Here is a 26,088-nt window from a genome sequence, read left to right as displayed (position 1 = left end):
AAAAGCCGGCGATCGGGATGGGGCGGGCTTCAGCCCCTGCGCTTGTCGATCGCCGCGAAAATATTAGGTTTTTTGTGAGAGCGGCTTGAGCCCGGATGCTTTTCGATCAGTGTTCGGCAGGCGCCGAAGACTCGTCGGCTGATCGCGATCTGAGAGGAAAGCGTCGGGGCCCAAGCCCTTCCCACATAAGCGGCCTGCGCATCGGCGGCTATTCGTCGTCCGACGCCAGCGGCGGGAACAGCGCTTCGGGCACGGCCAGCGGCGTCGGCGCCACCGACGGCAGCAGCCCCAGCCAGCCCATCACCTTCTCGCGCGCTTCGTCCACGCCCTGCTTGGACTCGCCGGAAAAGGTCTGCACGCTGACCGTGTCGCCGAAGGCCGCGTTCAATTCCTTGCGCACCATCATCAACTGCTGCTGTTGCTGGCCGCGGCCGAACTTGTCGGCCTTGGTCAGCAGCGCGTGCGCCGGCAGGTCGCGGCTGACCGCGTAACCGAGCATCTGCCGGTCGTAGTCCTTGAGCGGGTGGCGGATGTCCATCACCACGACCAGCCCGCGCAGGGCTTGGCGGGTGCGGAAATAGCGGTCCAGGAACGCCTGCCAGTGCGCCTGCAGGTTCTGCGGCACCTTGGCGTAGCCGTAACCGGGCAGGTCGACCAGGAACTTGTCCGGCTCCGGCGCCGGATCGGGGCCGCGGTACGGCAGGCTGACGTCGAAGAACACCAGCTGCTGGGTGCGGCCGGGGGTCTTGGACACCCGCGCCAGCGCGTTCTGCTGGCACATGGCATTGAGCGCGCTGGACTTGCCGGCGTTGGAGCGGCCGGCGAATGCGACCTCGAAGCCGCCATCGGGCGGCAGTTGCTTGACGTTGTGCGCCGACAGCAGATAGCGGGCGCGGGCGAGGTGGTTGGTCATGCGGGTAGGATCGCACGGCGCACCGGAATACTTGCCCTTCCGGTCACATCCGGATGAACCCGCGTTGACCCGATCACGGCCGGCGAAGATAATTCCGAGGTTCCGGTGTCGGCCCAGCCGCCCCGTACCGCCTTTCAGCCAGCCTCTTCAGCAGCAAGCCAGCCCTGAAGCAACGAGTAGTTCGGAGCCCAGCTACATGAGCCAAGCCCGCGTCCTGAGCCTCGTCGGCCTCGCCGCCTTCGCGGTCGCCGCCGTTGCGTTCGCCCAGACCACGGTCACCCCGATTCCCGACAAGGAGCCGGTCCAGACCGCGCCGCTCAACGGCGGCCCGAAGGCCACCTGGGGCGACGTCAAGGCCGGCGCGACCAAGGCGGGCACCTGCGCGGCCTGCCACGGTCTCGACGGCAATCCGACCGATCCGCAGTACCCGCGTCTGGCCGGCCAGAGCGAGCGTTACATCGCCCACCAGATCGCCCTATTCAAGACCGGCGAGCGCAATACCGGCATGTCCGCGGCGATGAAGCCGTTCGCCGACGCGCTCAGCGAGCAGGACGCGCGCGACCTGGGCGCCTATTTCGCGACCCAGAAGTCCGGCGCCGGCGTCGCCGACGACACGGTCGTGGCCTCGGGTCCGAACAAGGACAAGAAGTTCTATCAGATCGGCGAAGAGCTGTTCCGCAACGGCGACAAGGCCCGCGGCATCCCGGCCTGCATGGCCTGCCACGGCCCGAGCGGCACCGGCAACCCCGGCCCGGCCTACCCGCACATCGCCGGCCAGCAGGCGGCCTACTCCAAGCGTCGCCTGGAGGAATACCGGGCCGGCACCAGCACCCAGAAGGACCCGCACCTGTTCAACATCATGGCCAGCGTGGCCAAGTCGCTGACCGACGAAGAGATCGGTTCGCTGTCGAGCTACCTGCAGGGCCTGCACGAACGCGCCGACGACGTCGCCGCGGCCGACTCCGCGGCGGCGGCCAAGCCGTCACCCGCGCCGGCTGCGGCCCCCGCCGTGGCTCCGGCGGCCGCGCCGACCACCGCTCCGGCGGCACCGGCACAGCCCGCCAAGGGCTGAGCGCGCGCCAAGGCAATACCCGGACGCCGGCCTGGCAACAGGCCGGCGTTTTTGTTGGGTCAAGGCGCGAGGCGGCAAACGTCGGCCTGGCCACCGGACCGCGCCCGCGAATCCGGCGCGGCGGCGTCATCAAGACACTCCGCCGCGGCTCACGACCACGAGAAATCATCGTGCCGTCGGCACTCGCCCTTTGCCCCGGGCCGCGATCCACGCCGCATAAAGTGACCGCCATCACTGCCTGAGCGCTCAGGAACTTCTTCGGGCGGTTTCGATCTCACTGCATACTCTTGGTTCTGCACGCCGGCCGTTATCCTTGCTGCCGGCGTTTTTTATGTTTCCCGGCCAGCGCGAACCCCGTTCGCCGCGCGCCGGCCATCCCCACCGACGAGACCTACCGATGAACCTGCGCCTGGCCACCCTGCTGCTGCTCGCCGTGCTTCCCTTCGCTGCCTCCGCCGCGCCCAAGGCCGCCGCCGGCGCCGCGCCCGTCGTGGGCGTGGACTACGTCGAGATCGAAGGCGGCAAGCCGTTCGCGCCGGTCAAGGGCAAGATCGAAGTGGTCGAAGTGTTCGGCTACACCTGCCCGCACTGCGCCCATTTCGAACCGCAGGTCGCGGCCTGGAAGGCCAAGCTGCCGAGCGATGTGAATTTCGTGCCGCTGGCCGCGCCGTTCGGCGGCTACTGGAACCCATATGCGCAGGCGTTCTACACCGCGCAGGCGATGAAGCTGCAGCCCAAGACCCACGAAGCGGTGTTCAAGGCCCTGCACGAAGAGCGCAGCCTGCCGATCCAGAACGCCTCGGCGGCCGAGATCGCCGCGTTCTACGCCAAGTTCGGCGCCGACCCGGTCGCCTTCGCCGCGGCCATGAACGGCCCGGCCACCGCCCAGGCCATGGACCGCGCCAAGGCCTTCATCATGGCCAGCGAAGTCGACAGCACCCCGTCGATGGTAGTCGCCGGCAAGTACCGGATCATCACCCAGAAGGGCTTCGACGACATGCTGCGCGTGGCCGATGGGCTGATCGCCAAGGAACGTGCTGCGGGTGCCGCCAAGCGCTGAGGCGCTTGACGGCCGGGATTGGGGATTCGGGATTAGGGATTCGGAAAATCACCAGCAGTGACTTGCCGTGGCTGTTGCGAATCCCGAATCCCGAATCTCCAATCCCGGCTCCCAACCTACACTCCACGTTCAGTCCCGCGGCCGCTATGCTGGCCGCCGCCCTAGTCGGCTTCGCGCATGGCGTTCGCAACGCCCCGAGGCCCTCGTCTTCTTTGATCGTTTGCGGAGATTCCCGATGAATTCGCGTATGGCCTCGTTGTCCCGCTTTCCGCTGGTGCTGACCGCGCTGTTCGCGCTGGCCGCCTGCAACAAGACCGAAACCGCGCCAGCCGAAACCGCCGCCACGCCGGCCGCGACCGAAGCCGCCGCCACCCCGGCCGCCGAGGGCGCCACGCCGGCGCCGACCGAAACCGCGCCGGCCCCCGCGGAACCGGCGATCCAGCCGGCCGCGGTCGCGACCCCGCCGGCCGGTCCGGCGCCGACCGTCGGCGCCGACTACGACGAAATTCCCGGCGGCCAGGCCTTCGACCCGGTCCCGGGCAAGATCGAAGTCGCCGAGATCTTCAGCTACACCTGCCCGCACTGCGCGCAGTTCGAGCCGGTGCTGCTCGACTGGCGCAAGAAGCAGACCGCGGACGTGAAGTTCACCCCGATCGCAGGTCCGTTCGGCGGCAACCCGATCCCGTTCCAGAAGGCCTTCTACGCCGCCCAGACCCTGAGCCTGGTCGAGAAGACCCACGAAGCGATGTTCCGCGCCGTCCACATCGACCAGTCGCTGAACTACCAGACCGTCACCGACGAACAGATCGGCGCGTTCTACGCCAAGTACGGCGTCAAGGCGGCCGACTTCATCGGCACCATGAACAGCTTCGCGATCAACGCCAAGGGCAAGCGCGCCGAACAGTTCATGCAGCGCTCGGGCGTGAGCTCCAGCCCGTCGCTGGTGGTCAACGGCAAGTTCCTGGTCAAGGGCAAGAGCTTCGAGGACATGCTGCGCATCACCGACCACCTGGTCGCGCAGGAACGCGCCGCGCTGCAGGCCAGCGCGCCGGCCGCGGCCGCTCCGGCCGCCGACGCGGCGCCGAAGCCGTAATCGGCCCGCAGGCATCGACCCAAGCATGACCACACGCCGGCTGCGCCTGCTCAGCGCGAACATCCAGGCCGGCTCCAGCACGCGTCGCTACAGCGATTACGCGACGCGCAGCTGGTCGCACGTGCTGCCGGCCGGCAACAAGCGCGGCAGCCTCGACACCATCGCCCAGTTGGCCGGCGAGCACGACATCGTCGGCCTCAACGAAAGCGATCCGGGCAGTCTGCGTTCGGGTTTCACCAACCAGACCCATTACCTCGCCCAGCGCGCCGGCTTCGATTACTGGAGCCACCAGCCCAATCGCCGCGTAGGCAATGTCGCCTCCAGCGCCAACGGCCTGCTGAGCAAGCTGGAACCGCGCGAAGTCGTCGACCATCCCCTGCCCGGCCGCATTTCCGGCCGCGGCGTGCTGATCGCGCACTACGGCAGCGGCGACGACGGCCTGACCATCGCCGTCGCCCATCTCTCGCTCGGCGCCGGTTCGCGCGCCTCGCAGCTGGCCTTCATCGCCGAACTGCTGCACGACCATCCGCACGCGGTGCTGATGGGCGATTTCAACTGCTCGGCCGATCGCCCCGAGATGCAGGCCCTGTTTCGCAACACCCGCCTGCAGCCGCCGAACGAAGTGTTTCCCACCTTCCCGAGCTGGCGTCCGCAGCGCGCGATCGACCACATCCTGCTGGGCGACGGCCTGAGCTTCGCCAGCGCGCGCGCGGTGCCCGCGGCGCTGTCGGATCATCTGGCGTTGTCGCTGGAGCTGGATGTACCGGATCACGCGTTGCGTTGATTTGGATGCGTGTCGATCGACGCGTGCGTGGGGCATTGAACGATGATCGGGTGATACGCGCGGGATTCGCGGGGCGGGCGGGTATGGGTGGGTACGCGTCGGGCGTTTGTTTGCCGCGTCGGGCGTTTGTCTGCGTCAATAGAGATCCCGTTCGCGCCACGCTCTTGCTTTTTCCCCTTTGGAAAAGGGGAAAAAGCAAAGTCTGTTCATCCCCTTCTTGCTCGCTGATTCGCGCGTGGATCTGCCGCGCGCCTGCGTGCTCGACGCGGGCATCATCGACGGCGGCGATTGGGCCTGCGTCGAGCAGAACGCGGCCTGGGGCGCGGGGTTGTATGCCTGCGATCCGGACGCGGTGCTGGAGGTGTTGCGGCATGCGGGGACGCGAGCGGTCGGCTGATCGGGCCGTGGGTATCTGCCTGTAGGAGCGGCGCGAGCCGCGACCACTCGAAGAGGTTCAATACCACGCAACCACCCGAAGCGATGACCGTCGAGCCGCCGCTCTAAGTATCCGGGGTGCATGGGCTTGGGTGGTTCGCTTGCGCACACCTCTTCGAGTGGTCGCGGCTCACGCCGCTCCTACAGGGGGCAGCCATAAGCGACGTGCGACGAGAAGCGTGCAACGAGCGAAAGGCGTCCGTGAACTTGCCGCCGCACAAACGCAAACAGCCGGTGGCGAACCACCGGCCGTTGCCTTGAACGCATCGATGAACAACCGCGGCCGGTCAACAGCCGCGGCCTTAAACGCCACCGCTGCGATCAGAACCGCAGATCCGCGCGCAGGTAGTAGTAACCGCCACCCGGCAGGTCGTAGGTCGAGCCGTCGAAGCCGTTGAGGTTGCAGGCCAGACACACCGGCGGGTCCTTGCCGAACACGTTGTTCATGCCCGCCTGCAGCTGCAGGCCCTTGAGCACGTCGAAGCGGTAGCCGACCTGGAAATCGTGGAAGGTCGTAGCGCCCAGACGGTTCTGGCCGGTCTGCGGATCGTTCTTGCACACCGCGAAATCGGCGGCGTCGCCGCAGTCTTCGACCAGCTGGCTGATGTGGCGCGCGGTCCACGATGCGTTCCAGTGGCCGTGGCTCCATTCCAGGGTCGCGTTCGAGGTCCATTCGGGAATCGAACGGGTCACCGGATCGCTGACCAGTCGGCCGACCTGCAACGGCTGCAGCGAACCGTCGGCGCCGACGGCTTCGTAATTGCCCACGATGGTGTTCTGCCAGATCAGCTTGAACTGGCCGAAGCGCGTTTCCGGCAGGGTCCAGAACACGTCGATGTCCCAGCCGTCGGTCTTGATCACGCTCAGGTTGCCGAGGAAGTTGGCGAAGCCGTCGATCTGGTCGGTGATCGGATTGCGCTGGATGCCGCCGCAGAATTCCGGCGACAACGTCTGCACGCACAGGTTGAGCTGGGTCTGCGGATCGATGGCCTGGATCGCGCCTTCGATGCGGTGGCTGTAGAACGTGCCCTCGATGTCGACGCGCTTGGCGATCGCGCTGTCTTCGAGAATCGACGGCGACCACACGAAGCCCAGCGAGAAGCTGGTCGAACGCTCCGGTTCCAGGTTCGGATTGCCGCCGGTCAGCACCGAAATCTGCGGATCGACCTGACGCGTGCCCGGATTGACGCCTTGCGCGGCGCAGTTGGCGGCGTTGCCGGTCGGCGGCGCGCCGTTGGAGCCGATCAGGCACGGATCGATCATGCCGACGTCGGCGCGGCTCTGCGAGCCGAACAACTCACCGATCGACGGCGCACGGAAACCTTCGGCATAGGTGCCGCGCAACAGCAGCTCGTCGGCCACTTGCCAGCGCAGGCCGTACTTGGGCGTGAACTCGCCGCCGAAGGTGGAGTAGTCCGAATAGCGGCCGGCCAGGCTCAGGTCCAGGCCCTTGCCGAACGCCGAGTCCTTGAACAGCGGCACGTTGAGTTCGACATAGACTTCGTTGACGTCGTACTCGCCCTGGGTCGGCAGCGAGGGCACGCCGTTGTACTCGCCGCGCACGGTGATCGGGTCGGGACGGTACGAGCCTTCGTACTTGCGGTACTCGTAACCGGTCGCGAACGACAGCGGGCCGGCCCACATCTCGAACAGATCGCCGGACAGGTTGAACGTCGCCTGCTGCAGCTTGTTCTCGCTGCGGTCGTGCAGCACCGGGCTGATCCACTTGAGCATCGCCGGGGTGATGGTGTTGTAGCCGAAGATGTTCAACGGCGTGCAACCCGGCGTGGCCGCGCAGATCGCCGGATCGCCCATCGCCAGGGCGATGTTCTTGGCGTTGTAGCTGCCGCGGTTGGTCTGTTCGGCCTTGTTGCGGCTGCTGGCGAGGTTGGCGTCCCAGAACCAGGCGCGCTCGCCGACGTCGAAGGTGCCTTCCAGGCCGGTGCCGACGAACCAGGTATCGACCTGCTGTTCGAAGCGGCGCGGGCCGCCTTCGACGGGACGGCGACGCAGGATGCTCAGGTTGCTCGAATCGAGCTGCACGCCGAACGGATTGAACGGATGGTTGACCGGAATCACCACGTTGGCGGCGAAGTCGTTGCCGGCGCCGGGACCCAGGTCGATCGGCTCGGGCGCGGCGCGATTTTCCGAATCGCGACGGTTGAGCAAAGCGCGCGCGTACCAGCGCACCTTGTCGTTGATGTCGAAGCGGAACTGGCCGAACACGCCCTTGCGCTCGGACGGCGACAGCACGTAGTTGAACGGCGCGAAGTTGAACGGATCGTTGGAACCGAAGCAATGAAAGCCGTCGGTGCGCGGCACGCCGGCCGAGCACGGCGCCTGGCCGGGCGTGTAGGTCGGATTGCTCTGGCCCGCGTTGGCGACCAGGTCGTACTTGCGGCCGTCCGGCGCGGTGAAGGCGATGCGGCCGCCGGGCACGCGCGAACTGCCCAGCGCCAGGCCGGTGCCGGGCACCGGGAAGCGCGAGCGCTCGCGATCGGACGAACTGACTTCGTCCTGCTTGGTGTAGCTGGCGCCGAGGAACCAGGTGGCGCGATCGCTGCTGCCGCCGTAGGCGAAGTCGAGGCCGCGGCTGGTGCCGTCGCCCTCGGTGTACTGGCCGAAATTGGTGGTGAGCTGGAAGCCGTCGAAATTGCGCCGGGTGATGATGTTGACCACGCCGGCGATCGCGTCGGAGCCGTACAGCGAGGACGCGCCGTCCTCGAGCACTTCGATGCGTTCGACGATGGCCAGCGGGATCGTGTTGAGGTCGGTCGCCGAACCCACGCCCGAAGCCGACGACTCGTTGACCCAGCGGATGCCGTCGACCAGCACCAGCACGCGCTTGGAACCCAGATGGCGCAGGTCGACCGTGGTCGCGCCGGCGCCGACGCCGCCGCCGTCGGACGGGAAGCCGTCGTTGCCCGAGGCGTTGCGCTTGCCGTTGAACGAGGAGCCCGAACCGGTGAGTTCCTGCACCACGTCGCCGATCGAGGTCAGGCCGGTGCGTTCGATGTCTTCGCGGGTCAGGGTCTGGACCGGGACCTGACTTTCGATCTCGGCCTTCTTGATGCGGGTACCGGTGACCTGGACGGTGTCCAGCGTGGTGGCCTCGCGGGCGGGTGCGGCATCCTGCGCGGCGGCGAAGCCCGGCAGGCCGATCAACAACGACAGTTGGATGGCTTTCGCCAAGGCATGACGACGCGACGCTTTCATCGACTCTTTCTCCCTCAAGGTGATTGGCCCGGCTCTGACGGCCGGGCTCGCCGTCGCCCCCAGCGGACGGCTGCCGAGTTTGTAAGCATTCGCGAAGCAGCCGCAAGACAGCAAAAACATGCATTGACGCTGTGCAGGAACTCAAGTCCATTTAAAGCGTGATGCGATCGCGATTAGGCCGTCGCATGTCGGTCGAGAGCACTCACCAAAAACGTGCCGATCGGGCTCTCGAACGGAATCGTCCGGCGCTGATTCGCCCGGCAAGATCCACTCAACAAGATCGGCCCGGAACGGTCCGCGCAACAAAAATCCGCCGGAGGAAATCGGCCTGATGAAATCGGCCCGACGAAATCCGCCCGGCAAATCCGACCCAACAAAAACGGCCGGTAGTTTCCTACCGGCCGTCTTGGGTTTCGATGTTTCGGTTATGCACTGAAACCTGAGTCGATCGGTTGCGTCCGGGTTGCGGCCGCGCGATCAGCTCGACGCCATCAGCTCGACTCCATCAGAAGCGCAGATCCGCGCGCAGGTAGAAGAAGCGGCCGCCCGGGATGTCGTAGGTGGACGCGTCGTAACCGTTGAGCGAGCACGACAGGCACACCGGCGGATCCTTGTCGGCGACGTTGTTGACGCCACCGGTGATCTGCAGGCCCTTGAGCAATTCGAAGCGATAGCCCAGCTGCAGGTCGTGGTAGGTGATCGCCGACAGCTTGTTCTCGCCGGTCACCGGGTTGTCGCAGTACGGCGAGCCCAGCGCCGAGGCCTGACAGATTTCGGTCAGCTCGGAGATGTGGCGGATCGTCCACGACGCGTTCCAGTTGTTCTTCTTCCACGACAGCGTCGCGTTGGACGACCATTCCGGGATCGCGCTGTCGTTGACTTCCACGCCGGGCTTGCGCGGCTGGATCTGGCCGGCGGCGCCGATCGCTTCGTACTGGGTGACCCAGGTGTTCTGCCAGTTGATCTTGAACTGGCCCCACGAGGTTTCCGGCAGGGTCCAGAAGAAGTCGATGTCCCAGCCGGAGGTCTTGATCGAACCCAGGTTGGTCAGCTTGTTCTCGAACGAGGAGATGCCGCCGATCGTGGAACGGGTGATGCCGCCGCAGTACAGCGGATCGAGCGTCTGCACGCACAGGTTGAGCTGGGTCTGCGCGTCGATCGCCTGCACCGCGCCTTCCAGCGAGTGGCGGTAGTAGGTGACTTCGAAGTCGAACTTGTCCGACCACGGCACGCCCGCGGCCCAGGCCGGGCTGTAGACGAAGCCGGCGGTGAAGCTGCGCGCGGTTTCCGGCTCCAGGTCCTGGTTGCCGCCGGTCTGCACCGAGATCTGGCTGTTGGCCTGGGCGGCGCCGGCCGGCACGCCGAGCGCGGCGCAGTTGGCGCGGCTGCCGGTCGGCGGATCGCCGGTGATCGAGGTCAGGCAGGGATCGCTGAGCTGCAGGTCGGCGCGGCTGGCCGAACCGAACAACTCGCCGATCGACGGCGCGCGGAAGCCTTCGGCGTAGGTGGTGCGCAGCAGGAATTCATCGGCGACCTGCCAGCGCAGGCCGTACTTCGGGGTGAACTGTCCGCCGAAGGTCGAGTAATCCGAATAGCGGCCGGCCAGGCTCAGGTCGAGGCTCTTGCCGAACGAGCCTTCCTTGATCAGCGGCAGGTTGAGTTCGACATAGGCTTCGTTGACGTCGTACTCGCCCTGGGTCGGCAGCGACTGGGTGCCGTTGTAGAAACCGGCGACGGTGATCGGATCGGGGCGGTAGAAGCCTTCGTACTTGCGGTATTCGTAACCGGCCGCGAACGACAGCGGACCGGCCCACAGGTTGAACAGGTCGCCGGAGAAGTTGGCGGTGAAGGTCTGCAGCTTCTGCTCGCTGCGGTCGCGGATGACCGGGCTGATCCACTGCAGCATCGCCGGGGTGATGGTGCCCGGGCCGCCGAAGATGTTGAGCGGCACGCAGCCCGGGGTCGCCGCGCACAGCGCCGGGTCGCCCAGGGCGATGTTGATGTTGCGGACGTTGTAGCTGCCGTAGTTGGTCTGGTCGGCTTCGTTCCTGTTGCTGGCGACGTTGACGTCCCAGAAATAGGTGCGGTCGCCGACATCGAAGCTGCCCTCCACGCCGGCCGCGATGTACTTGGTGTCGACCTGCTGCTCGAACACGCGCGGGCCGCCTTCGATCGGTCGGCGCGCGATCGTGTCGAGATTGGCGTTGGGGCCGATCGAGGTCAGGTCGAAGCCGAACGGGTTATACGGATTCAGGCGCGAGATGGTGATCTGCTCGGACCACGGATTGCCGGTGCCGGCGCCGGCGCCGAGGAAGATCGGTTCCGGCGCGGCCTGGTTGACCGACTCGCGGCGGTTGTACAGCGCCTTGACGTAGCCCTGCACGTTGTCGCTGAAGTGATAGCGGAACTGGCCGAACGCGCCCATGCGCTTGGACGGCGTCAGCAGCATGTTCTCGCGGGCGAAGTTGTAGCGGTTCGCGCCGGTGAACGGAATGAAGTCCTGCGGATAGCGCACGCCGTTCGGGAAGCTGCTGCCGTTGGGCGTGGTCATGTTGCAGAACGGCACCGCCGGGGTCGAGGGATCGTCGTCGACGTCGGTCAGCGGACACGCGGTGCTCGCGGTCGGCGGGTTGAAGATGAAGCGGCCGTTCGGGGTCGCCGAGCTGCCGGTTTCCACGCCCAGTCCCGGCACCGGGAAGCGGGAAACGGCGCGGTCGCGCGAGTACACCGGGTCTTGATCGACATAGCTCAAGCCCAGGAACAGGTTGGCGCGGTCGGTATTGAAGCCCCACGCCAGGTCGACGCCTTGCAGCTCACCGTCGCCCTTGCCGTACTGGCCGTAGTTCAGGCTGATCTGGCCGCCATCGAAATTGCGCCGGGTGATGATGTTGACCACGCCGGCGATCGCGTCGGAGCCGTACAGCGAGGACGCGCCGTCTTCGAGGATCTCGATGCGCTCGACGATCGCCAGCGGAATGGTGTTGAGGTCGGTCGCCGCGCCCACGCCCGAGGCGGAGGACTCGTTGACCCAGCGCATGCCGTCGACCAGCACCAGCACGCGCTTGGGACCGAGGTGACGCAGGTCGACCTGGGCCGAGCCGGCGCCGATGCCGTCGCCGTTCGGCGAGAAGCCGAAGTTGCCCGAGGAGTTGAACTTGGTGTTGAGCGCCGAGCCGGCGCCGGTGAGTTCCTGTACCACGTCGCCGATCGAGGTCAGACCGGTGCGTTCGATGTCTTCTCGATTGAGGGTCTGGACCGGGACCTGGCTTTCGATCTCGGCCTTCTTGATGCGGGTGCCGGTGACCTGGACGGTGTCCAGCGTGGTGGCGTCTTTGGCGGGTTCGGCTTCCTGGGCGGCTGCGAAGCCCGGCAGGGCGACCAGCAGGGACAACTGGATGGCTTTCGCCAAGGCGTGACGACGCGACGCTTTCATCGACTCTCTCTCCCTCAAGGTGTTTGGCTTGGCTCTGATGGCCATTGGCGCACCGCCCGCGCGGGGGCCGGCGGCACCGGAAGGTTGTAAACAATTCGTGAAGCCGCCACAAGGCGCAAATAGTGGGCACTTGCCAACTGGGTCTCAGTTTTGATTGGCATGTGGCCCGATGCGGGGCAGCGACCGGTTCGGGCAGGCTCGCGCGCCGGATTTTCGTGTGCCCGCGGGCACGCTGCGCGGGCCTTGCCCTACGCGGCTTAAAACGAGAAACAGGTCGCGGTTTCAGCCGCCCAGCAGCAGGCTCACCGCGACCAGCACCAGAAACGCCGCGAACACCCGCTTGAGCGTGTCGCCATGCAGCTTGTGGGCGAGCCGCGTGCCGTAGGGCGCGCACAGCACCGAGGCGATGGCCACGCCGATCGCCGCCGGCAGATACACATAGCCGATCGCGTGCTCTGGCAAGGCCCCGGCCGGTGCGTTGAGCGCATAGCCGATCGCGCTGGCCAAGCCGATCGCGACACCGCAGGCCGAGGAGGTGCCGACCGCGCGCACCGGCGCGACCCCGCGCCAGACCAGCAAGGGCACGGTCATGCTGCCGCCGCCGATGCCGACCACCGCCGACACCGCGCCGATGCCGACGCCCGCGGCGGTCATCGGCGCGCCTTGCGGCGGCGGCGCATCGGCGCCGAGTTGGGCGCGGTTCTTGCCGAACAGCAGTTGCGCGGCGGCGATCAGGCAGTAACCGGCGACGATCCAGCGCAGCCACTCGCCGTCGATGCGCACGGCGACGAAGCTGCCGAGCCAGCCGCCGAGCAGCAGGCCGGGAACCATCCAGCGCACGGTCGGCCACATCACGCTGCCGCGCTTGGCGTGCGCGCGCGCCGACGCGGTCGCGGTCAGCACGATGCTGGCCAGCGAACTGGCCAGCGCGGTGTGCATGGCCGCTTCCTGCGGAATACCGATTTCCGGCGCGATCCACGCCAGCGCCGCGACCAGCACCAGACCGCCGCCGATCCCGAGCAAGCCGGCGAGCACGCCGGCGACCGCGCCGAGCGCGAGGAAAACCAGCCAGATCGCCATGCGGTGCTCCAAAGGATTAGCGAAGCGACGATCGTGGGTCGACCCACAGGCCTGCCGACAGCGTCACCCGGCAAACGTCGCGATGCACCGATTCTGCATGCCATCGCTCCCACACGCGACCCACTTCCCGCATCTTCGCTTTTCTTTCTTGCCTTCCCTGCCGTTGCTTTCCCTGCCGTTGCTTTTCACCCCTTTGCAAAGGGGGGCAGGGGGATTCGCTTTTGCTTTGCCTTTCCCATCGCCAAGCAAAAGCCGCGCCCACCGAATCTCACTCAACCACAAGCCGCGCCCAAGACATCGCAACAACCTCGCCATTGCAAGGCCACACTCGCTTCCTACAGCCGAACAACTCTTTCGCATCGCAACTCCCACCGCGAAACACCGCGACCGCATTCCCACTCCACCCCATCCACCCACCGTTCACATAAGACATTCATCCACGCTCGGCTATAGTCCCGAACATGCTCCCGCGCCCCCATTCCCTGCTGTTCGCCGCGCTCGCCGCGACCCTCGCCACCACCGCCTGCGCCCAGACCACGGCCGCGGCGCCGACCCTGCCCGCGGTCAAACCCGCGGCGATCAGCAACGCCTTGCCCGCGCCCGCGGTCGATCCGTTGCTGCCGCGCGTGCGCGCCGCGATCGACGCTGCCGAACGCGGGCCGTTCGACGCCGGCCAATACGCCGACATCGCCCGCCATCCGCTGTACGGCTGGGTCGAGTACGCCAGCCTGCGCCGCGCCATCGACAGCGTGAACAACGGCCAGGCCCAGGATTTCCTCAACCGCCGCGGCAACGAAGCCTCCGGCGACGCGTTCCGCGACATCTGGCTGGCCGCGACCGCGCGCCGCGAAGACTGGGCCGCGTTCACCGCGGCGTGGACGCCGAAGAACAACAGCGGCAAGGACCGCAGCGTCAGCCTGCGCTGCGCCGAATTGAACGCGCGCCAGGCGCTCGGCAAGGCCGATGCGCAATGGACCAAGGACGCGCAGGCGATCTGGCGCAGCAGCGGCAAGTCGCTGCCCGACAGCTGCGATGCGCCGTTCGCGGTGCTCGCCGCGCAAGGCGGGCTGAGCCCTGAACTGCGTTGGGAACGCATCGACGCGGCGGCAGCCGAATGGCAGCCGGCGGTGATGCGCGCCGCCGCGCGCGGTCTGCCGGCGGATCAACTCACTCAGGCCAACGACTACGCCGCGTTTCTGGATAACGTCAACGAACGCGCGCTGAGTTGGCCGAAAACCGAACGCAGCCGCAAGATCGCCTCCTACGGCCTGGCCAAGCTGGCCAAGGCGCAACCGGCCAGCGCCGAAGCGCAGTTGCCCAAGTACGCCTCAGCGCTGGCCTTCAGCGACGAAGACCGCGGCCGCGTGCTGTACCAGACCGCGCTGTGGTCGGTGGCCTCCTACGATGCGCAATCCGCGCGCCGCCTCAACGCGGTGCCCGAGGTGGCCTATGACGAACGCCTGCACGAGTGGCGCGCGCGCGAAGCCATGTCGCGTTCGGACTGGGCCGGCGCGCTGGCCGCGATCCGCAAGATGGGCGCCAAACAGCGCGACGAATCGCGTTGGGAGTATTTCGAAGCGCGGCTGAGCGAAATCGCCGGCGACAAGGCCAGCGCCGCGCGGCTGTATCGCGAATCGGCCAAGAACGCCGACTTCCACGGCTTCCTGTCGTCCGACCGGCTCGGCCAGCCCTACACGCTGTGCCCGGTGCAACCCAAGGACAGCGTCGCGGCCAAGGCCGCGATCGCGCGCGATCCGATCCTGATGCGGGCGATGGGCCTGTTCCAGATCGAACGCGCGGCCTGGGCGATCCGCGAGTGGGACGATGCGCTGACCCGTTACGACGACACCCAGCGCCGCATCGCGATCGAAGTGGCGCAGAGCTACAACTGGTTCGACCGCGCGGTGTTCTCGCTCAACAAGACTCCGAACGAACAGCGCATGTACTACCTGCGCTTCCCGCTGCACCACGGCGATACCATCCGCCGCGAGTCGGCGCGCAACGGCATCGACCCGGCCTGGGTCGCCGCCGAGATCCGCGCCGAAAGCATCTTCAACCCGACCGCGCGCTCGGGCGCCAACGCGATGGGCCTGATGCAGGTCCTGCCCGGCACCGGCGCACAGGTCGCCAAGAGCCTGGGGCTGCCCTGGGGTGGCGCGGCCAGCCTGTACGACTCGGACACCAACATCATTCTGGGCACCGCCTACCTGCGCCAGTTGCTCGACAAGTACGGCGGCCAGCCGTATTTCGCCATGGCCGGCTACAACGCCGGCCCCGCGCCGCTGGGGCGCTGGCAGTCGCAGCGACCGGGCATGGATCCGGATTTCTGGATCGAGACCATCAGCTACAAGGAAACCCGCGAGTACGTCGCGCGCGTGTTGGCCTTCAGCGTGCTCTACGACTGGCGCCTCAACGGCGATGCGCTGAAGGTCAGCGACCGCATGCGCGGAATCAACAACAGCCCGCGCAAGTCCTTCACCTGCCCCACATCGGCCGCCACCGCGACGGCGCCGTTGCCGGCCGAAACCGACTGAGCGCGCGCCGATGCCCGCGCCCCGTCGCCATGTCCTGATACTGGGCGGTACCGGCTTCGTCGGTCGCCACCTCGTCGAACAGCTGCTGCGCGAACGCTGCCGCATCACCGTGCTCAGCCGCGGCGTCGACCCGCTCAAGAAGCAACTGCTGTCGCGCGACGCCAGCCTGATCGAAGGCGATGTCGGCAACCCGGATTTCCTGCGCGCAGTGCTCGACGATGTCGACGCGGTGGTCAACCTGGTCGGCATCCTCAACGAACAAGGCGACAGCGGCGCCGGTTTCGAGCATGTCCATGTCGAACTGCTCGATGCGCTGATCGAGGCGATGCGCGACATGGGCGTGATGCGGCTGCTGCAGATGAGCGCGCTCAACGCCGGCACCGGCCAGAGCCATTACCTGGAATCGCGTGGCCGCGCCGAACAGAAAGTGCGCGCGAGCAAACTGTCGTGGACCTTGTTCCGGCCGTCGGTGATCGCCGGCCCGGGCGATGGCCTGTTCTGTCGCTTCGACCAGTTGCTGCGCTACGCGCCGCTGCTGCCGATGGGCCGGGCGAATGCGCGCTTCCAGCCGGTCTGGGTCGGCGACGTCGCCCAGGCCTTCGTCAACGCCTTGAACGACGACAGCCACATCGCGCGCAGCTACAACCTGGTCGGGCCGGACGTGATGAGCCTGGGCGAGATCGTGCGCGCGACCGCGAAAGCGCGCGGCCGACTGCGTGCGGTGCTGCCGCTGCCGGATGCCTTGGGCAAGCTGCAGGCCGATATCGGCGAATTCCTGCCGGGCAAGCCGATCAGCCGCGACAACTGGCGCTCGCTGCAGAGCGATTCGACCAGTGTCGAGAATGGCTTGCTGAAGCTTGGAGTCACGCCGACGCCGGTGTTGCCGCGCTTGCCCGAAATCCTCGGCCTCACCGCGGCCTGACATCGGCTCCCTGTAGGAGCGGCGTAAGCCGCGACCGCGACATCACAGTCACGACGTAGGCGCGGTATCGCGGTCGCGGCTTACGCCGCTCCTACAGGGGGGCGACGCGACAACGTCGTCTCGACCGCCCTGCGCTAGGATGCGCATCACCGCCACGACAAGGACAGCCCCATGGGCCTGCTCGACACCCTGCTCGGCCATGCCGGCGAAAAATCCACCGACAAGGTCAACGAGGACTTCGCCCCGCTGCTCGCGCCCGGCGAAAGCGTGCAGCGCGCGTTCGGCGAAATCCGCGACCTGATCGTGTTCACCGACCGCCGCCTGATCCTGGTCGACAAGCAGGGCGTGACTGGGCGCAAGACCGAATTTCTCAGCCTGCCCTACCGCAGCATCGTGATGTTCTCGCTGGAAACCGCCGGCCATTTCGACCTGGAAGCCGAACTGCGGCTGTGGGTGTCGGGCCAGCCCAATCCGATCATCCGCCACCTCGGCCGCAGCGCCGGCTCGGAGGACATCATCGCGCTGCTCGCGCAGAACACGCCGCGCTGACGAGCGCACATCGCAACGGTATTTGAGGAACGCAAGGATGAAGGTGTACTTGGTCGGCGGCGCGGTGCGCGATTCTCTGCTCGGCCTGCCCGCCGGCGATCGCGACTACGTGGTCGTCGGCGAAACGCCCGAGGCGATGCTTGCGGCGGGCTTCAAGGCGGTCGGCAAGGATTTCCCGGTGTTCCTGCACCCCGACAGCGGCGAGGAGTACGCGCTCGCGCGCACCGAGCGCAAGTCAGGACGCGGCTACCGCGGCTTCGTGGTCGACGCCGATCCGTCGGTGACCCTGGAAGACGACCTGGGCCGGCGCGACTTCACCATCAACGCGATCGCCCGCGACGAACGCGACGGCCGACTGGTCGATCCCTACGGCGGCGCGCGCGACCTCGAGGCGAAAGTGCTGCGCCACGTCGGCCCGGCCTTCGTCGAAGACCCGTTGCGGGTGCTGCGCGCGGGCCGCTTCATGGCGCGCTTCGCCGAACACGGCTTCACCGTCGCGCCCGAAACGATGGCGCTGATGCGGCAAATGGCCGAGTCGGGCGAACTGTCCGACCTGGTCGCCGAGCGGGTATGGCAGGAACTGCGGCGTGCGTTGAGCTGCGCGCGGCCATCGGCGTTCCTGCGCACCTTGCACGACGCCGGCGCGCTGGCGGTGGTGCTGCCGGAAGTCGACGCCTTGTACGGCGTGCCGCAGCGCGCCGAATTCCATCCCGAGGTCGATACCGGCATCCATACCGAGATGGTGGTCGACATGGCCGCGCAACTCGCGCCCGGCGACGACCTGATCGGCTTCGCCGCCTTGACCCACGACCTGGGCAAGGCGCTGACCCCGGCCGACATCCTGCCGCGCCATCTCAATCACGAACGCGCCGGGCTGGAACCGCTGGCCGACTTGTGCGCGCGCCTGAAAATACCGACCGAGCACCGCCTGCTCGCCGAGGCGGTCTGCCGCGAACACCTCAACGTGCATCGCTTCAACGAACTGCGCGCGCGCACCGTGTTTGAGCTGATCGCGCGCTGCGACGGCTTCCGCAATCCGAAGCGGATCGAACAGATGGCGCTGGTGTGCGAAGCCGACAAGCGCGGCCGGCTGGGCTTGCAGGACGGCGACTATCCGCAAGGGCCGGCCCTGTGCGAAGCCCTGGCCGCCGCGTTGAAGGTACGCGCGAGCGATTTGCCGCCGGGGCTGGAAGGCCCGGCGGTCGGCGAAGCGATGCGGCGCGCGCGGATCGCGGCGATCGCGGCGATCGCGGCGGCGCGCAAGGAAGAGGGCTGAGGTTTTACCTGGTTGCTTGGTTGCTTGGTTGCTTGGTTGCTTGGTTGATTGATCGCTTCGTTGATTAATCGCTTGGCCGCTTCACAAATGCAGCTCCCTTCGCGTCGTGTTCTTGCTCGTCATTCCCGCGAAGGGGGGCTCCGCCTTCGCGGGAATGAAGCCTCGGAATGACGATACCGACGCCTATCCCATCCGCACCCTGCCCAAAAGAGAAAAGCCGTCGCGCAAAAACATGCGCGACGGCTTTTCCGCATCCACGGCAACCACGGCAACCACTCAAATCACCGCGGCAACCACGACTCAGAACCGATAATCGATCCGAGCGTAATAGCTGCCGCCGTTCATGCCGAACGGCAAGGTTTCCCAGCCGTACTTGAAGCCCAGCTGCGGGAACGGCGCGCCGGTCTGCGGGTCCCACTTGTCGGGGTAGGTGTCGAAGATGTTGTTGCCGCCGACGGTCACGCTGGTCTTGTCGTTGAACTTGTAACGCACCGCCAGGTCGCCGAGCCACTTGCCGCCCCAGGTCTGCTTGATGCCCGGGGTGAAGCCTTCGCCGGTCACCGGGCCGTAGTAGTTGGCGCGCGCGGTCCATTCCCACTTGTTGATCTCGTACACGCCCTGCAGCACGTGGTGTTCGCGCGGCTGGCCGCGTTCGATCAAGGTCACCTGGGTGTCGTCGAACAAGGCGCTAGGCGACAGGATGCTCGACTGCGACCGGCGATCCTTCACTTCGGTCTTGTTGAAATGCACCAGCGCGGTGAGATTCAACTTGGACCCGCCGGCGAACTCGGTGTTGTGGTTGGCCACGATGTCCACGCCGGTGGTCCGGGTGTCGATGGCGTTGGTGAAGAACAGCACCTGGCCGACGCCGATCGGGTCGAGGATCGCGCGGATCGGGCAGTTGCCGTTGCCCGGCGCGCACGGCTGGCCGTTGGTGCCGACCGACTCGGGCTGGATGTTGCTGGAGAAGATGATGCGGTCGTCGATGTCGATGCGGAACACGTCCATCGTCAACGAGAAGCGATCGTTCGGCTTGAGCACGAAGCCGACCGAGGCGCTCTTGGAGGTTTCCTCCTTCAGCGGCTCGATGCCGAACGCGCGGGTGACCGCGCTGTCCTGGCGCGCGGTCAGGGTGTCGGTCAACACGCCGGCGGCATTGAGGTTGGTCGAGCGCTGGCTGTAGAACAGCTGCTGCACGCCCGGCGCGCGGAAGCCGGTGGAGACGGTGCCGCGCAGCGCGAACTGCTCGGTCGCGTCGAAGCGCGCCGACAGCTTGCCGGTGGTGGTGTTGCCGAAATCGGAGTAGTCCTCGTAACGCACCGCGCCGCCGAGCAGGAACTTGTCGGTCAGGTTGGTTTCGGCGTCGAGGTAGATCGCGTAATTGTGGCGGCCGTCGTCGACCGCTTCGTTCGGCGAGAAGCCCGGGAAGCCCTGCATGCCCGGCTGCGCGGTGTCGCCGGTCTGGCCGACGATGTTGATCGCGCGGTTGTTGGTGCGGCCGTAGGTGTAGGTCACCGGCGCGCCGGCGCGGATCTGGTAGTCGTCCTTGCGGTATTCCACGCCGGTGCCCAGGTACAGCGGACGATCGTTGACGCCCTTGAGGGTGCCGCGGAAATCCAGGTTGAACGTGGTCTGGTCGAACTGCAGGGTGCCGGTGTCGGCGCGGGTCGGCGACTCGGCGTAGATGCCGCCGCCGGGCTTGGGCTCGTACCACCAGCTGACGTTGACCGAGTTGCTTTCCTCGAAGCCGAACTTGCTGCGGCCGCGGTTGACCGAGATGTCCCAGTCCCAGTTGTCGTTGATCGTCGCCTTGTAGCCGACCGCGAGCGAGGTGTCGTCGACCGTGGTCAGGATATTGGGCAGGAAACCGTCCGGGTACAGCGCCGGCACCGTGCGGTTGTCGCCGGGGCTGCGGAAGAAGCCGGAGGAATCGCCCTTGCGCTTGGACAGGCCGCCGAACCAGTACAACTCGCCGGTGCCGACCGGCAGGCCGCCGTTGAACCAGAAATAGGCGTCGGTCGCGTCGGCGTCGCCCAGGCGCTGGGTCACCCGCGGCGGGCTCACCCGCAGGCTGTCCGGGCCGGCGCGGTTGGTTTCGGCGCGATCGCGGTATTCCAGCGACAAGTTGAGGAAGCCGCCGTCGTCGCCGAGCTTGACCCCGGTGTTGACCGAGCCCTGGTAGTTGGCGCCGTCGCCGGCGTAGTTCTTGCCGGCCTGGAACGACAGCTGGGTTTCTTCGGTCTGCTTCTTCAGGATGATGTTGATCACGCCGGAGATCGCGTCCGAGCCGTACTGCGCCGCGGCGCCGTCGCGCAGCACTTCAATGCGCTCGATCGCCGACAGCGGAATGGCGTTGATGTCGGTACCGGCCGAACCGCGGCCGATGGTCTGCTGCACGTTGACCAGCGCCTGCTGGTGGCGGCGCTTGCCGTTGACCAGCACCAGCACCTGATCGGGGCCGAGCGAACGCAGCGTCGCCGGACGCAGGATGTCGGTGCCGTCGCTGACGAAGGTGCGCGAGAAATTGAACGACGGCTCGAGCATCTGCAGGATCTGGCCGATCTCGGTCGCGCCGGTGGCGTTGAGTTCTTCCTTGCCGATCACGTCGACCGGCGCCGCGGTGTCCTCGGCGGCGCGACCACGCGCGCGCGAACCGGTCACCTGCACCGCGTCGAGGGTCGTCGCATCGCGGCTGGCCGGAGCGGCGTCCTGGGCGAGCGCGGCGGAGGGGACGAAGGCGCTGGCGGCCATGGCGGCGGCCACGGCCAGCGCCAATCGGTTGCGATGCACTGAAGACATGAGTCGGTTCCTTGCGAAAGAGAGGCGGGCTCCCGTGGCCCGCGCTGGAGCCTCACAAGTTCTTAACCTTTACGCAATACGCCGTGTGACTGTGCCGACTTTGCCTTTGTGACAGATTTCCTAGAATGACGAATGGCTAATGAGCGGTTCAGCGGTTAATGGGTGGGCGTCACTGAATGGGTTCGGCGAGTGGCGGCGCTTGTGTGGCACGGCTTGTGCGCACGGTGTGTGCCAGATGCGCGAAACGGGAGGTTGCGCTGGGGTAGTCGGGGCGTCGTCGTGGGTGAGGTGGCGCGGTCGCGGCTTACGCCGCTCCTACAGGAGGCGCCAGCACCTGCGTAGCTGGGCGAAGCGACTGTAGGAGCGGCGTAAGCCGCGACCACGTCAATAAAACGACGCCGCAATCTCGCTGTCGCCCCGCTCAACCCCGCTTTGACGCCAACCTGCGATCGACCCGCTGTAACCACAGCGCCACCGGCGTGCGCGCCACGAACAAACCCGCCAGCGCGCCCAGGCCGTTGGCCAGGGCATCGGCGGCATCGCCGCTGCGCGAATCGGTCAGGTTGGCCTGGGCGAATTCCAGGCCGACGCCCATCGCGATCAAGCCGATCGCCGCGATCGCCTGCGGCCGCATCCGCGCGAACAGCATGCCGGCATACGCCGACATCGCCAGATAGGCGCTGAAATGTTCGATCTTGTCGAACTGCGAAAACGGGGTCGGCGGCAGATCGCGCGCGGGCAACAGGCAGGTCGCGACCACCACCGCGATCATCGCCAGCCACAGCGCGACCCACAGCGCGGGACGTTCGAACTCGCGCAGCCACGCGCGCGACGGCGCGGCGCTCACGGACGCGCGCTCACGAACAGCTCGACACACCGTTCGACAAACAGACATGCGCTCACAGGCGATGACTCAGATCGCCCGCCAGGAAGGCAACGCCGAACTCGACGTCCTTCTGCAAGCCCATCACCTGGAAGCGCTCGCCCATTTCGCTGGGCAAGGTGAGCTGTTTGACCTCGCTGAGACGACGCTGCTTTTCGCCTTCGTCCTTGATCGACTCGATCCGCTGCAGCACGCCGGCCAGGCCATTGCCGAGCAGGAAACTCGCCTGCGAACAGTAACCGGCCAGATCGAACCCGGCATGCACACCGGCCTCGACCAGCGCGGTGAAATCCACCGACGCGGTCAGATCTTGCAAGCCCGGCCACAGCAAGGGATCGCCGTGCATGCGATGACGATAGAACGCGCGCAAGGTGCCGTCGCTGCGTTCGGGCGCGTAGAACTCGCCGCGCGGATAACCGTAATCGACGAACAGCATCGCGCCGCGGCGCAAACCACCGGACACGGCCTGAATCCAGTACGGCAGCTGCGGCAACAACTCGGAGCGATAGCCTTCGGCGAACGGATGCTCAAGCCTGCGCTCGGCCTGGCGCACCGCGTTGGCGAGAAAATCGTCGGCCGGGCGCAACTCGCGGGCGAAGCCATCGCCCTCGACCACGATGTGTTCTTCGTGGATTTCCTCGTTGTGGATGGCGAAACGCGGCGTCGGCAGCGCGTCGATCACTTCGTTGGCGAACAGCACGCCGTCCCACTCGTCGCCGAACGGGCCGTCCGGCCATTCCAGCAGTTCGAACAACGGCGGCACCAGCCGTTCGCGCAGACGCTCGCGCTGACGGTGACGCAGTTGCGCGCTGGGTTCGAGGATGGCGTAACGGTCCGGCAACGCATCGAGTTCCAGCAGCCGCTTGAGCGCGACTTCGGCGAACGCGCCGGTGCCGCCGCCGACTTCCAGAAACCGCGCCTGCGGTCCGATCTGCTGCAACACCGGCGCCACCGCTTCGGCCACGCAGGCGGCGAAGATCGGCCCGAGCTCGGGCGCGGTGACGAAATCGCCGTCGCGGCCGAACTTGCTCGCACCGGCGCTGTAATAGCCCAGGCCGGGCGCGTACAAGGCCAGTTCCATGTAGCGCGAGAACGGGATCGCCCCGCCGTTCGCGGCGATCTGCTCGCGGATCAATTGGGCCAGGCGCGCGCTGTGGGCGAGCGCGTCGGCGTCGGGAGGCGGCAGATCGAAGGTTTTCACGGTGTGGGGTACGGCGGGCAGCAGGAACAGGGCGTCAGGATACGGCCCGGCGATGGCGGCGGCGAGTCGCGGGCGTCGAACGGGCTGTTGCGGCACCTGCGCGCGGCGCCGCGCCGCCCGACGCCAAACGCTAGCGCTTTGGTACTAAACCCGCGGCTTTCGATGCCATGTGCGGTTTACTTTCAAACTATCCGTGCAGCATGGCGCGGTCATCCAAGGAGGCTCGCGCATGAGCACGGTCGATCCGGCCATCGCCCGGCGCCAGGAACTGATCGATCAATTCCAGCAGCCGCAGCGACCCAACTGGCTGTTCTGGGTCTTGGTTTTGATCGTCGCCGCACTGTGGGGCCTGTTCGCCTATTCGGTCGCGCACGTGGGCCAGTATCCCGTCGGCGACGGCTATGTGGCGCCCTTGGCGTATGCGGCCGACGCCACGCCTCCGATGTCCTGGGGCATCTTCGTCGGCGCCTCCGGCGCATTTATCCTCGGCTTCCTGCTGAGCTTCGTGCTGGCCGAACTGTACGGCATGGCCGCGACCACCTGGGGCAGTTTTGCCGTGACCCAGATCGCCTGGGCGCTCGGCCTGTGGCGCGGCGCCGCGGATTCGTGGCTGCCGCCGGTGCCTGTCGGCGCGTCGCTGGCCGCGCCTTCGCCGCCCAGCGCGCAGTGGGACTGGCTGACTTGGCTGGGCTGGCATTCGCAGTATTGGGCGCCGCTGTTGCTGGTCGCGATGGCGATGGTGTGCGCGATGCTCGCGCTGCGCGCTTATCGCAAGCGCGTGCGCTACTTCCTGCGTCTGCGCCGGATCGTCAGCGAGGGCACGCGCACCGCCGGCGTGGTCACCGAAACCCACGACACCGGCGTGGAAATCCTCAATCAGCCGCGCATTCGCTACGTGGTCAAGTTCAGCGATCACCAGGGCGTCGAGCGCTGGGTCACCAAGACCAGTCAGTTCGATGCGATGCATTTGCCGCGAGCGGGCGATGCGGCGGTGGTGTGGTTCTATCCGGATCAGGCCGGCGATGAAAGCCAGATTGCCGTGGCGTTGGGTGCGGCCGACGATGAGTTGCTGGCGGCGGCGTTGGCGAAGACTTAGCGTTGGTGTGTGCGGCGCGGCGATTGCGTGGGTTTCGGCGTGGTTGTTGTGGCGCGATCGCGACTTGCGTCGCTCCTACAGTCGGATTGCTTGATTTCGATACGGGCGTGCTGACCGCAACTTTGTAATCGCAAACAAATCGGGGCGCCGAAGCGTCCCGATCCTGGCCATCACGAATGCCCCGCTTCAACGCGCCAGCGGGCTTTCCAGTTGCAAGCCTTCAAAGCCGCGCGGCACTTCGCCGTCGACCGCATACCGGTACAACGCCGCCGAATAAACGCCGCCGAGCGCGCTCTGGTACACCGCCAGCGCCAGCAGCACCAGCACGGTGATCGCGCCGAGCAGCACCGCCAACGCCGAGGACAGCAGGCCCAGCACATAAGCCAGGCCGAAGCCGAGCAGGCCGACCGCGACCATCGCCAGGCCCGTGGCCAAGCCGATGCCGACCATGCCCGCCGCGCTCTCGCCCCAGGTGCGCTTGAACATCGCCACGCTGCGCTTGACCGCATCGATCGGGCCGACGTCCTCGGCGACCAGCACCGGCACCACCAGGAACGTCGCCATGGTCCAGGCCGCGCCGAGCGCGCCGCCGATCAGGCGCACGATGAAGTTGTTGTCGCGGTCCTTGAGCGCCTTGAGGATCATGCCGACGGTCGCGGCGATCGCCGCGTACCCGGCGATCGCGCCCAAGCGCGAACGCGCGGCGTTGAAGCCGTCGGCCAGGGTCGGGTCGCCGCCCTCCAGCCGGATCATCGCCGCGCTGACCAGCGCGCAGTTGCAGAAGATGATCGCGAAGTACTGGCAGAAGTAGAACGCGAAGGCGAACAGCAGCGAGCCCGGCCCGTAGCCGTCGGCGAACACGTCCAGCACCAGCGCCGGAATCAGGAACGTCGCCAGCACGACCAGCACGCAGACCGCGGAAATGATCGGGAAGATCAACAGCTCCCGATCCGAATTGAGCACCGCCGCGCTGGCCTTGGCCAATTGCCAGCTGCGGGAAATTTTCTCGAACATCGCCTGCCCCCAGGTTTAGTGACCGGGGCATCGTCGAACCTGTGATGGGAATTCGCAAGTGGAATGTGGGCCGCGGGCGAGCTGGGACAAAAGCGTCGGGGCTGAAGCCCCTCCCGCAAAAAGCGACGCGTCATGCCTTCGGCGCATAGCGAAAACCAGCTGCTGGCGTTGAGGCCGAGAGGTCTTTGCGGGAGAGGCTTCAGCCCGACGCTTTCGGCTCAAATCGCCGATCACCCCAAGCGATCCGCTCAACCGCCGCGGCTGCGCTCGATCGACACGCCGACGCCGCGCGCATTGCGAATCGCACCGGGCTTGCTGAGCTTGAGCCGGACCCGTTCGACCTTGAACTCGTCGAGCACGATCGCGGCCACGCGCTCGGCCAGGGTCTCGACCAGGCCGAACTGCGACTGCGCGACGAACTCGGTGATGCGCGCACACACCGCCGCATAGTCGAGCGTGTCGCCGATCGCATCGCTGGCCGCGGGCACGCGGTTGTCGAACGCCATCTCCAGATCGAACACCAGCGGCTGGCGAATACCGCGCTCCCAGTCGTAGATGCCGATCACGGCTTCGATTTCCAGGCCTTCGATGAAAACGTGATCCATGAGCGATGGGATTCGTGATTAGAGATTAGGGATTCGCAACAACAAAGCGCGAAGCAGCGCATGCTACTCGCAGCCGGCGACAAGGTCATGGTCGGGTCGAATCCGCCGTTGCGAATCCCGAAT

At 66.8% G+C, this 26,088-nt stretch carries 19 protein-coding genes; 10 read left to right on the top strand and 9 right to left on the bottom strand.

The window, feature by feature from the left end:
• Window positions 1–208 precede the first annotated feature (208 nt).
• Window positions 209–913 (bottom strand): ribosome biogenesis GTP-binding protein YihA/YsxC, encoded by a 705-nt coding sequence (gene yihA, locus AC3A4T_RS03400; RefSeq protein ID WP_487674099.1) that lies wholly within the window; start codon window positions 911–913, stop codon window positions 209–211.
• Window positions 914–1,109: 196 nt separating this feature from the next.
• Here yihA and AC3A4T_RS03395 point away from each other — a divergent pair, with 196 nt between their 5' ends.
• From AC3A4T_RS03395 to AC3A4T_RS03375, 5 genes are all read left to right on the top strand, one after another.
• Complete coding sequence (locus AC3A4T_RS03395; protein WP_487674098.1) at window positions 1,110–1,985, top strand: c-type cytochrome; 876 nt, start codon at window positions 1,110–1,112, stop codon at window positions 1,983–1,985.
• A 397-nt stretch (window positions 1,986–2,382) separates the two neighbouring features.
• Entirely contained in the window at window positions 2,383–3,045 is a 663-nt protein-coding gene (locus AC3A4T_RS03390) for a thiol:disulfide interchange protein DsbA/DsbL (protein WP_487674097.1), read from the top strand.
• 235 nt (window positions 3,046–3,280) lie between these two features.
• Window positions 3,281–4,138, top strand: coding sequence for a thiol:disulfide interchange protein DsbA/DsbL (locus AC3A4T_RS03385; RefSeq protein ID WP_487674096.1), 858 nt, complete (start codon window positions 3,281–3,283; stop codon window positions 4,136–4,138).
• Between the two features lie 25 nt (window positions 4,139–4,163).
• Window positions 4,164–4,922, top strand: coding sequence for an endonuclease/exonuclease/phosphatase family protein (locus AC3A4T_RS03380; RefSeq protein ID WP_056115394.1), 759 nt, complete (start codon window positions 4,164–4,166; stop codon window positions 4,920–4,922).
• A 178-nt stretch (window positions 4,923–5,100) separates the two neighbouring features.
• Entirely contained in the window at window positions 5,101–5,319 is a 219-nt protein-coding gene (locus AC3A4T_RS03375) for an ATP-grasp domain-containing protein (RefSeq protein WP_487674095.1), read from the top strand.
• Between the two features lie 359 nt (window positions 5,320–5,678).
• Here AC3A4T_RS03375 and AC3A4T_RS03370 read toward each other — a convergent pair whose 3' ends face one another.
• From AC3A4T_RS03370 to AC3A4T_RS03360, 3 genes are all read right to left on the bottom strand, one after another.
• Window positions 5,679–8,573, bottom strand: coding sequence for a TonB-dependent receptor plug domain-containing protein (locus AC3A4T_RS03370; protein WP_487674094.1), 2,895 nt, complete (start codon window positions 8,571–8,573; stop codon window positions 5,679–5,681).
• Window positions 8,574–9,078: 505 nt separating this feature from the next.
• A complete protein-coding gene (locus AC3A4T_RS03365) occupies window positions 9,079–12,006 on the bottom strand; it encodes a TonB-dependent receptor plug domain-containing protein (RefSeq protein ID WP_487674093.1) in 2,928 nt (975 codons plus the stop codon).
• Window positions 12,007–12,288: 282 nt separating this feature from the next.
• Window positions 12,289–13,086, bottom strand: a complete 798-nt coding sequence (locus AC3A4T_RS03360) for a sulfite exporter TauE/SafE family protein (protein WP_487674092.1) — start codon at window positions 13,084–13,086, stop codon at window positions 12,289–12,291.
• Between the two features lie 461 nt (window positions 13,087–13,547).
• Here AC3A4T_RS03360 and AC3A4T_RS03355 point away from each other — a divergent pair, with 461 nt between their 5' ends.
• The 4 genes from AC3A4T_RS03355 to AC3A4T_RS03340 all read left to right on the top strand — a co-directional run bounded on the left by AC3A4T_RS03355 (window position 13,548) and on the right by AC3A4T_RS03340 (window position 18,367).
• The gene (locus tag AC3A4T_RS03355) at window positions 13,548–15,620 is read left to right on the top strand and encodes a lytic transglycosylase domain-containing protein (RefSeq protein WP_487674091.1); all 2,073 of its coding nucleotides are present in this window, start codon (window positions 13,548–13,550) and stop codon (window positions 15,618–15,620) included.
• Window positions 15,621–15,630: 10 nt separating this feature from the next.
• Window positions 15,631–16,542, top strand: a complete 912-nt coding sequence (locus tag AC3A4T_RS03350) for a complex I NDUFA9 subunit family protein (RefSeq protein WP_487674090.1) — start codon at window positions 15,631–15,633, stop codon at window positions 16,540–16,542.
• A 171-nt stretch (window positions 16,543–16,713) separates the two neighbouring features.
• Entirely contained in the window at window positions 16,714–17,091 is a 378-nt protein-coding gene (locus tag AC3A4T_RS03345; RefSeq protein WP_036112450.1) for a PH domain-containing protein, read from the top strand.
• A gap of 37 nt (window positions 17,092–17,128) precedes the next feature.
• Window positions 17,129–18,367 carry a multifunctional CCA addition/repair protein gene (locus AC3A4T_RS03340; RefSeq protein ID WP_487674089.1) on the top strand — a complete coding sequence of 413 codons (1,239 nt, stop codon included), beginning with the start codon at window positions 17,129–17,131 and terminating at the stop codon, window positions 18,365–18,367.
• 300 nt (window positions 18,368–18,667) lie between these two features.
• Here the strand turns inward: AC3A4T_RS03340 and AC3A4T_RS03335 are convergent, their stop codons facing one another.
• From AC3A4T_RS03335 to AC3A4T_RS03325, 3 genes are all read right to left on the bottom strand, one after another.
• Window positions 18,668–21,166, bottom strand: coding sequence for a TonB-dependent receptor plug domain-containing protein (locus AC3A4T_RS03335; protein ID WP_487674088.1), 2,499 nt, complete (start codon window positions 21,164–21,166; stop codon window positions 18,668–18,670).
• A gap of 421 nt (window positions 21,167–21,587) precedes the next feature.
• Window positions 21,588–22,013, bottom strand: a complete 426-nt coding sequence (locus tag AC3A4T_RS03330; protein WP_487674087.1) for a VanZ family protein — start codon at window positions 22,011–22,013, stop codon at window positions 21,588–21,590.
• Between the two features lie 52 nt (window positions 22,014–22,065).
• A complete protein-coding gene (locus AC3A4T_RS03325; protein ID WP_487674086.1) occupies window positions 22,066–23,250 on the bottom strand; it encodes a class I SAM-dependent methyltransferase in 1,185 nt (394 codons plus the stop codon).
• A gap of 229 nt (window positions 23,251–23,479) precedes the next feature.
• Here AC3A4T_RS03325 and AC3A4T_RS03320 point away from each other — a divergent pair, with 229 nt between their 5' ends.
• On the top strand, window positions 23,480–24,346 hold the full coding sequence (locus AC3A4T_RS03320; protein WP_487674085.1) for a hypothetical protein: 867 nt from the start codon (window positions 23,480–23,482) through the stop codon (window positions 24,344–24,346).
• A gap of 186 nt (window positions 24,347–24,532) precedes the next feature.
• Here AC3A4T_RS03320 and AC3A4T_RS03315 read toward each other — a convergent pair whose 3' ends face one another.
• Window positions 24,533–25,360, bottom strand: coding sequence for a DUF6159 family protein (locus AC3A4T_RS03315; RefSeq protein ID WP_487674084.1), 828 nt, complete (start codon window positions 25,358–25,360; stop codon window positions 24,533–24,535).
• Window positions 25,361–25,608: 248 nt separating this feature from the next.
• Window positions 25,609–25,965 carry a dihydroneopterin aldolase gene (gene folB / locus AC3A4T_RS03310; protein ID WP_487674083.1) on the bottom strand — a complete coding sequence of 119 codons (357 nt, stop codon included), beginning with the start codon at window positions 25,963–25,965 and terminating at the stop codon, window positions 25,609–25,611.
• Window positions 25,966–26,088: the final 123 nt, after the last annotated feature.

The organism is Lysobacter sp. Soil_N_51 (genome assembly GCF_057655755.1).
Note: the sequence above shows the minus strand (reverse complement) of the source record. Positions and strands in the feature narration are given on the sequence as shown.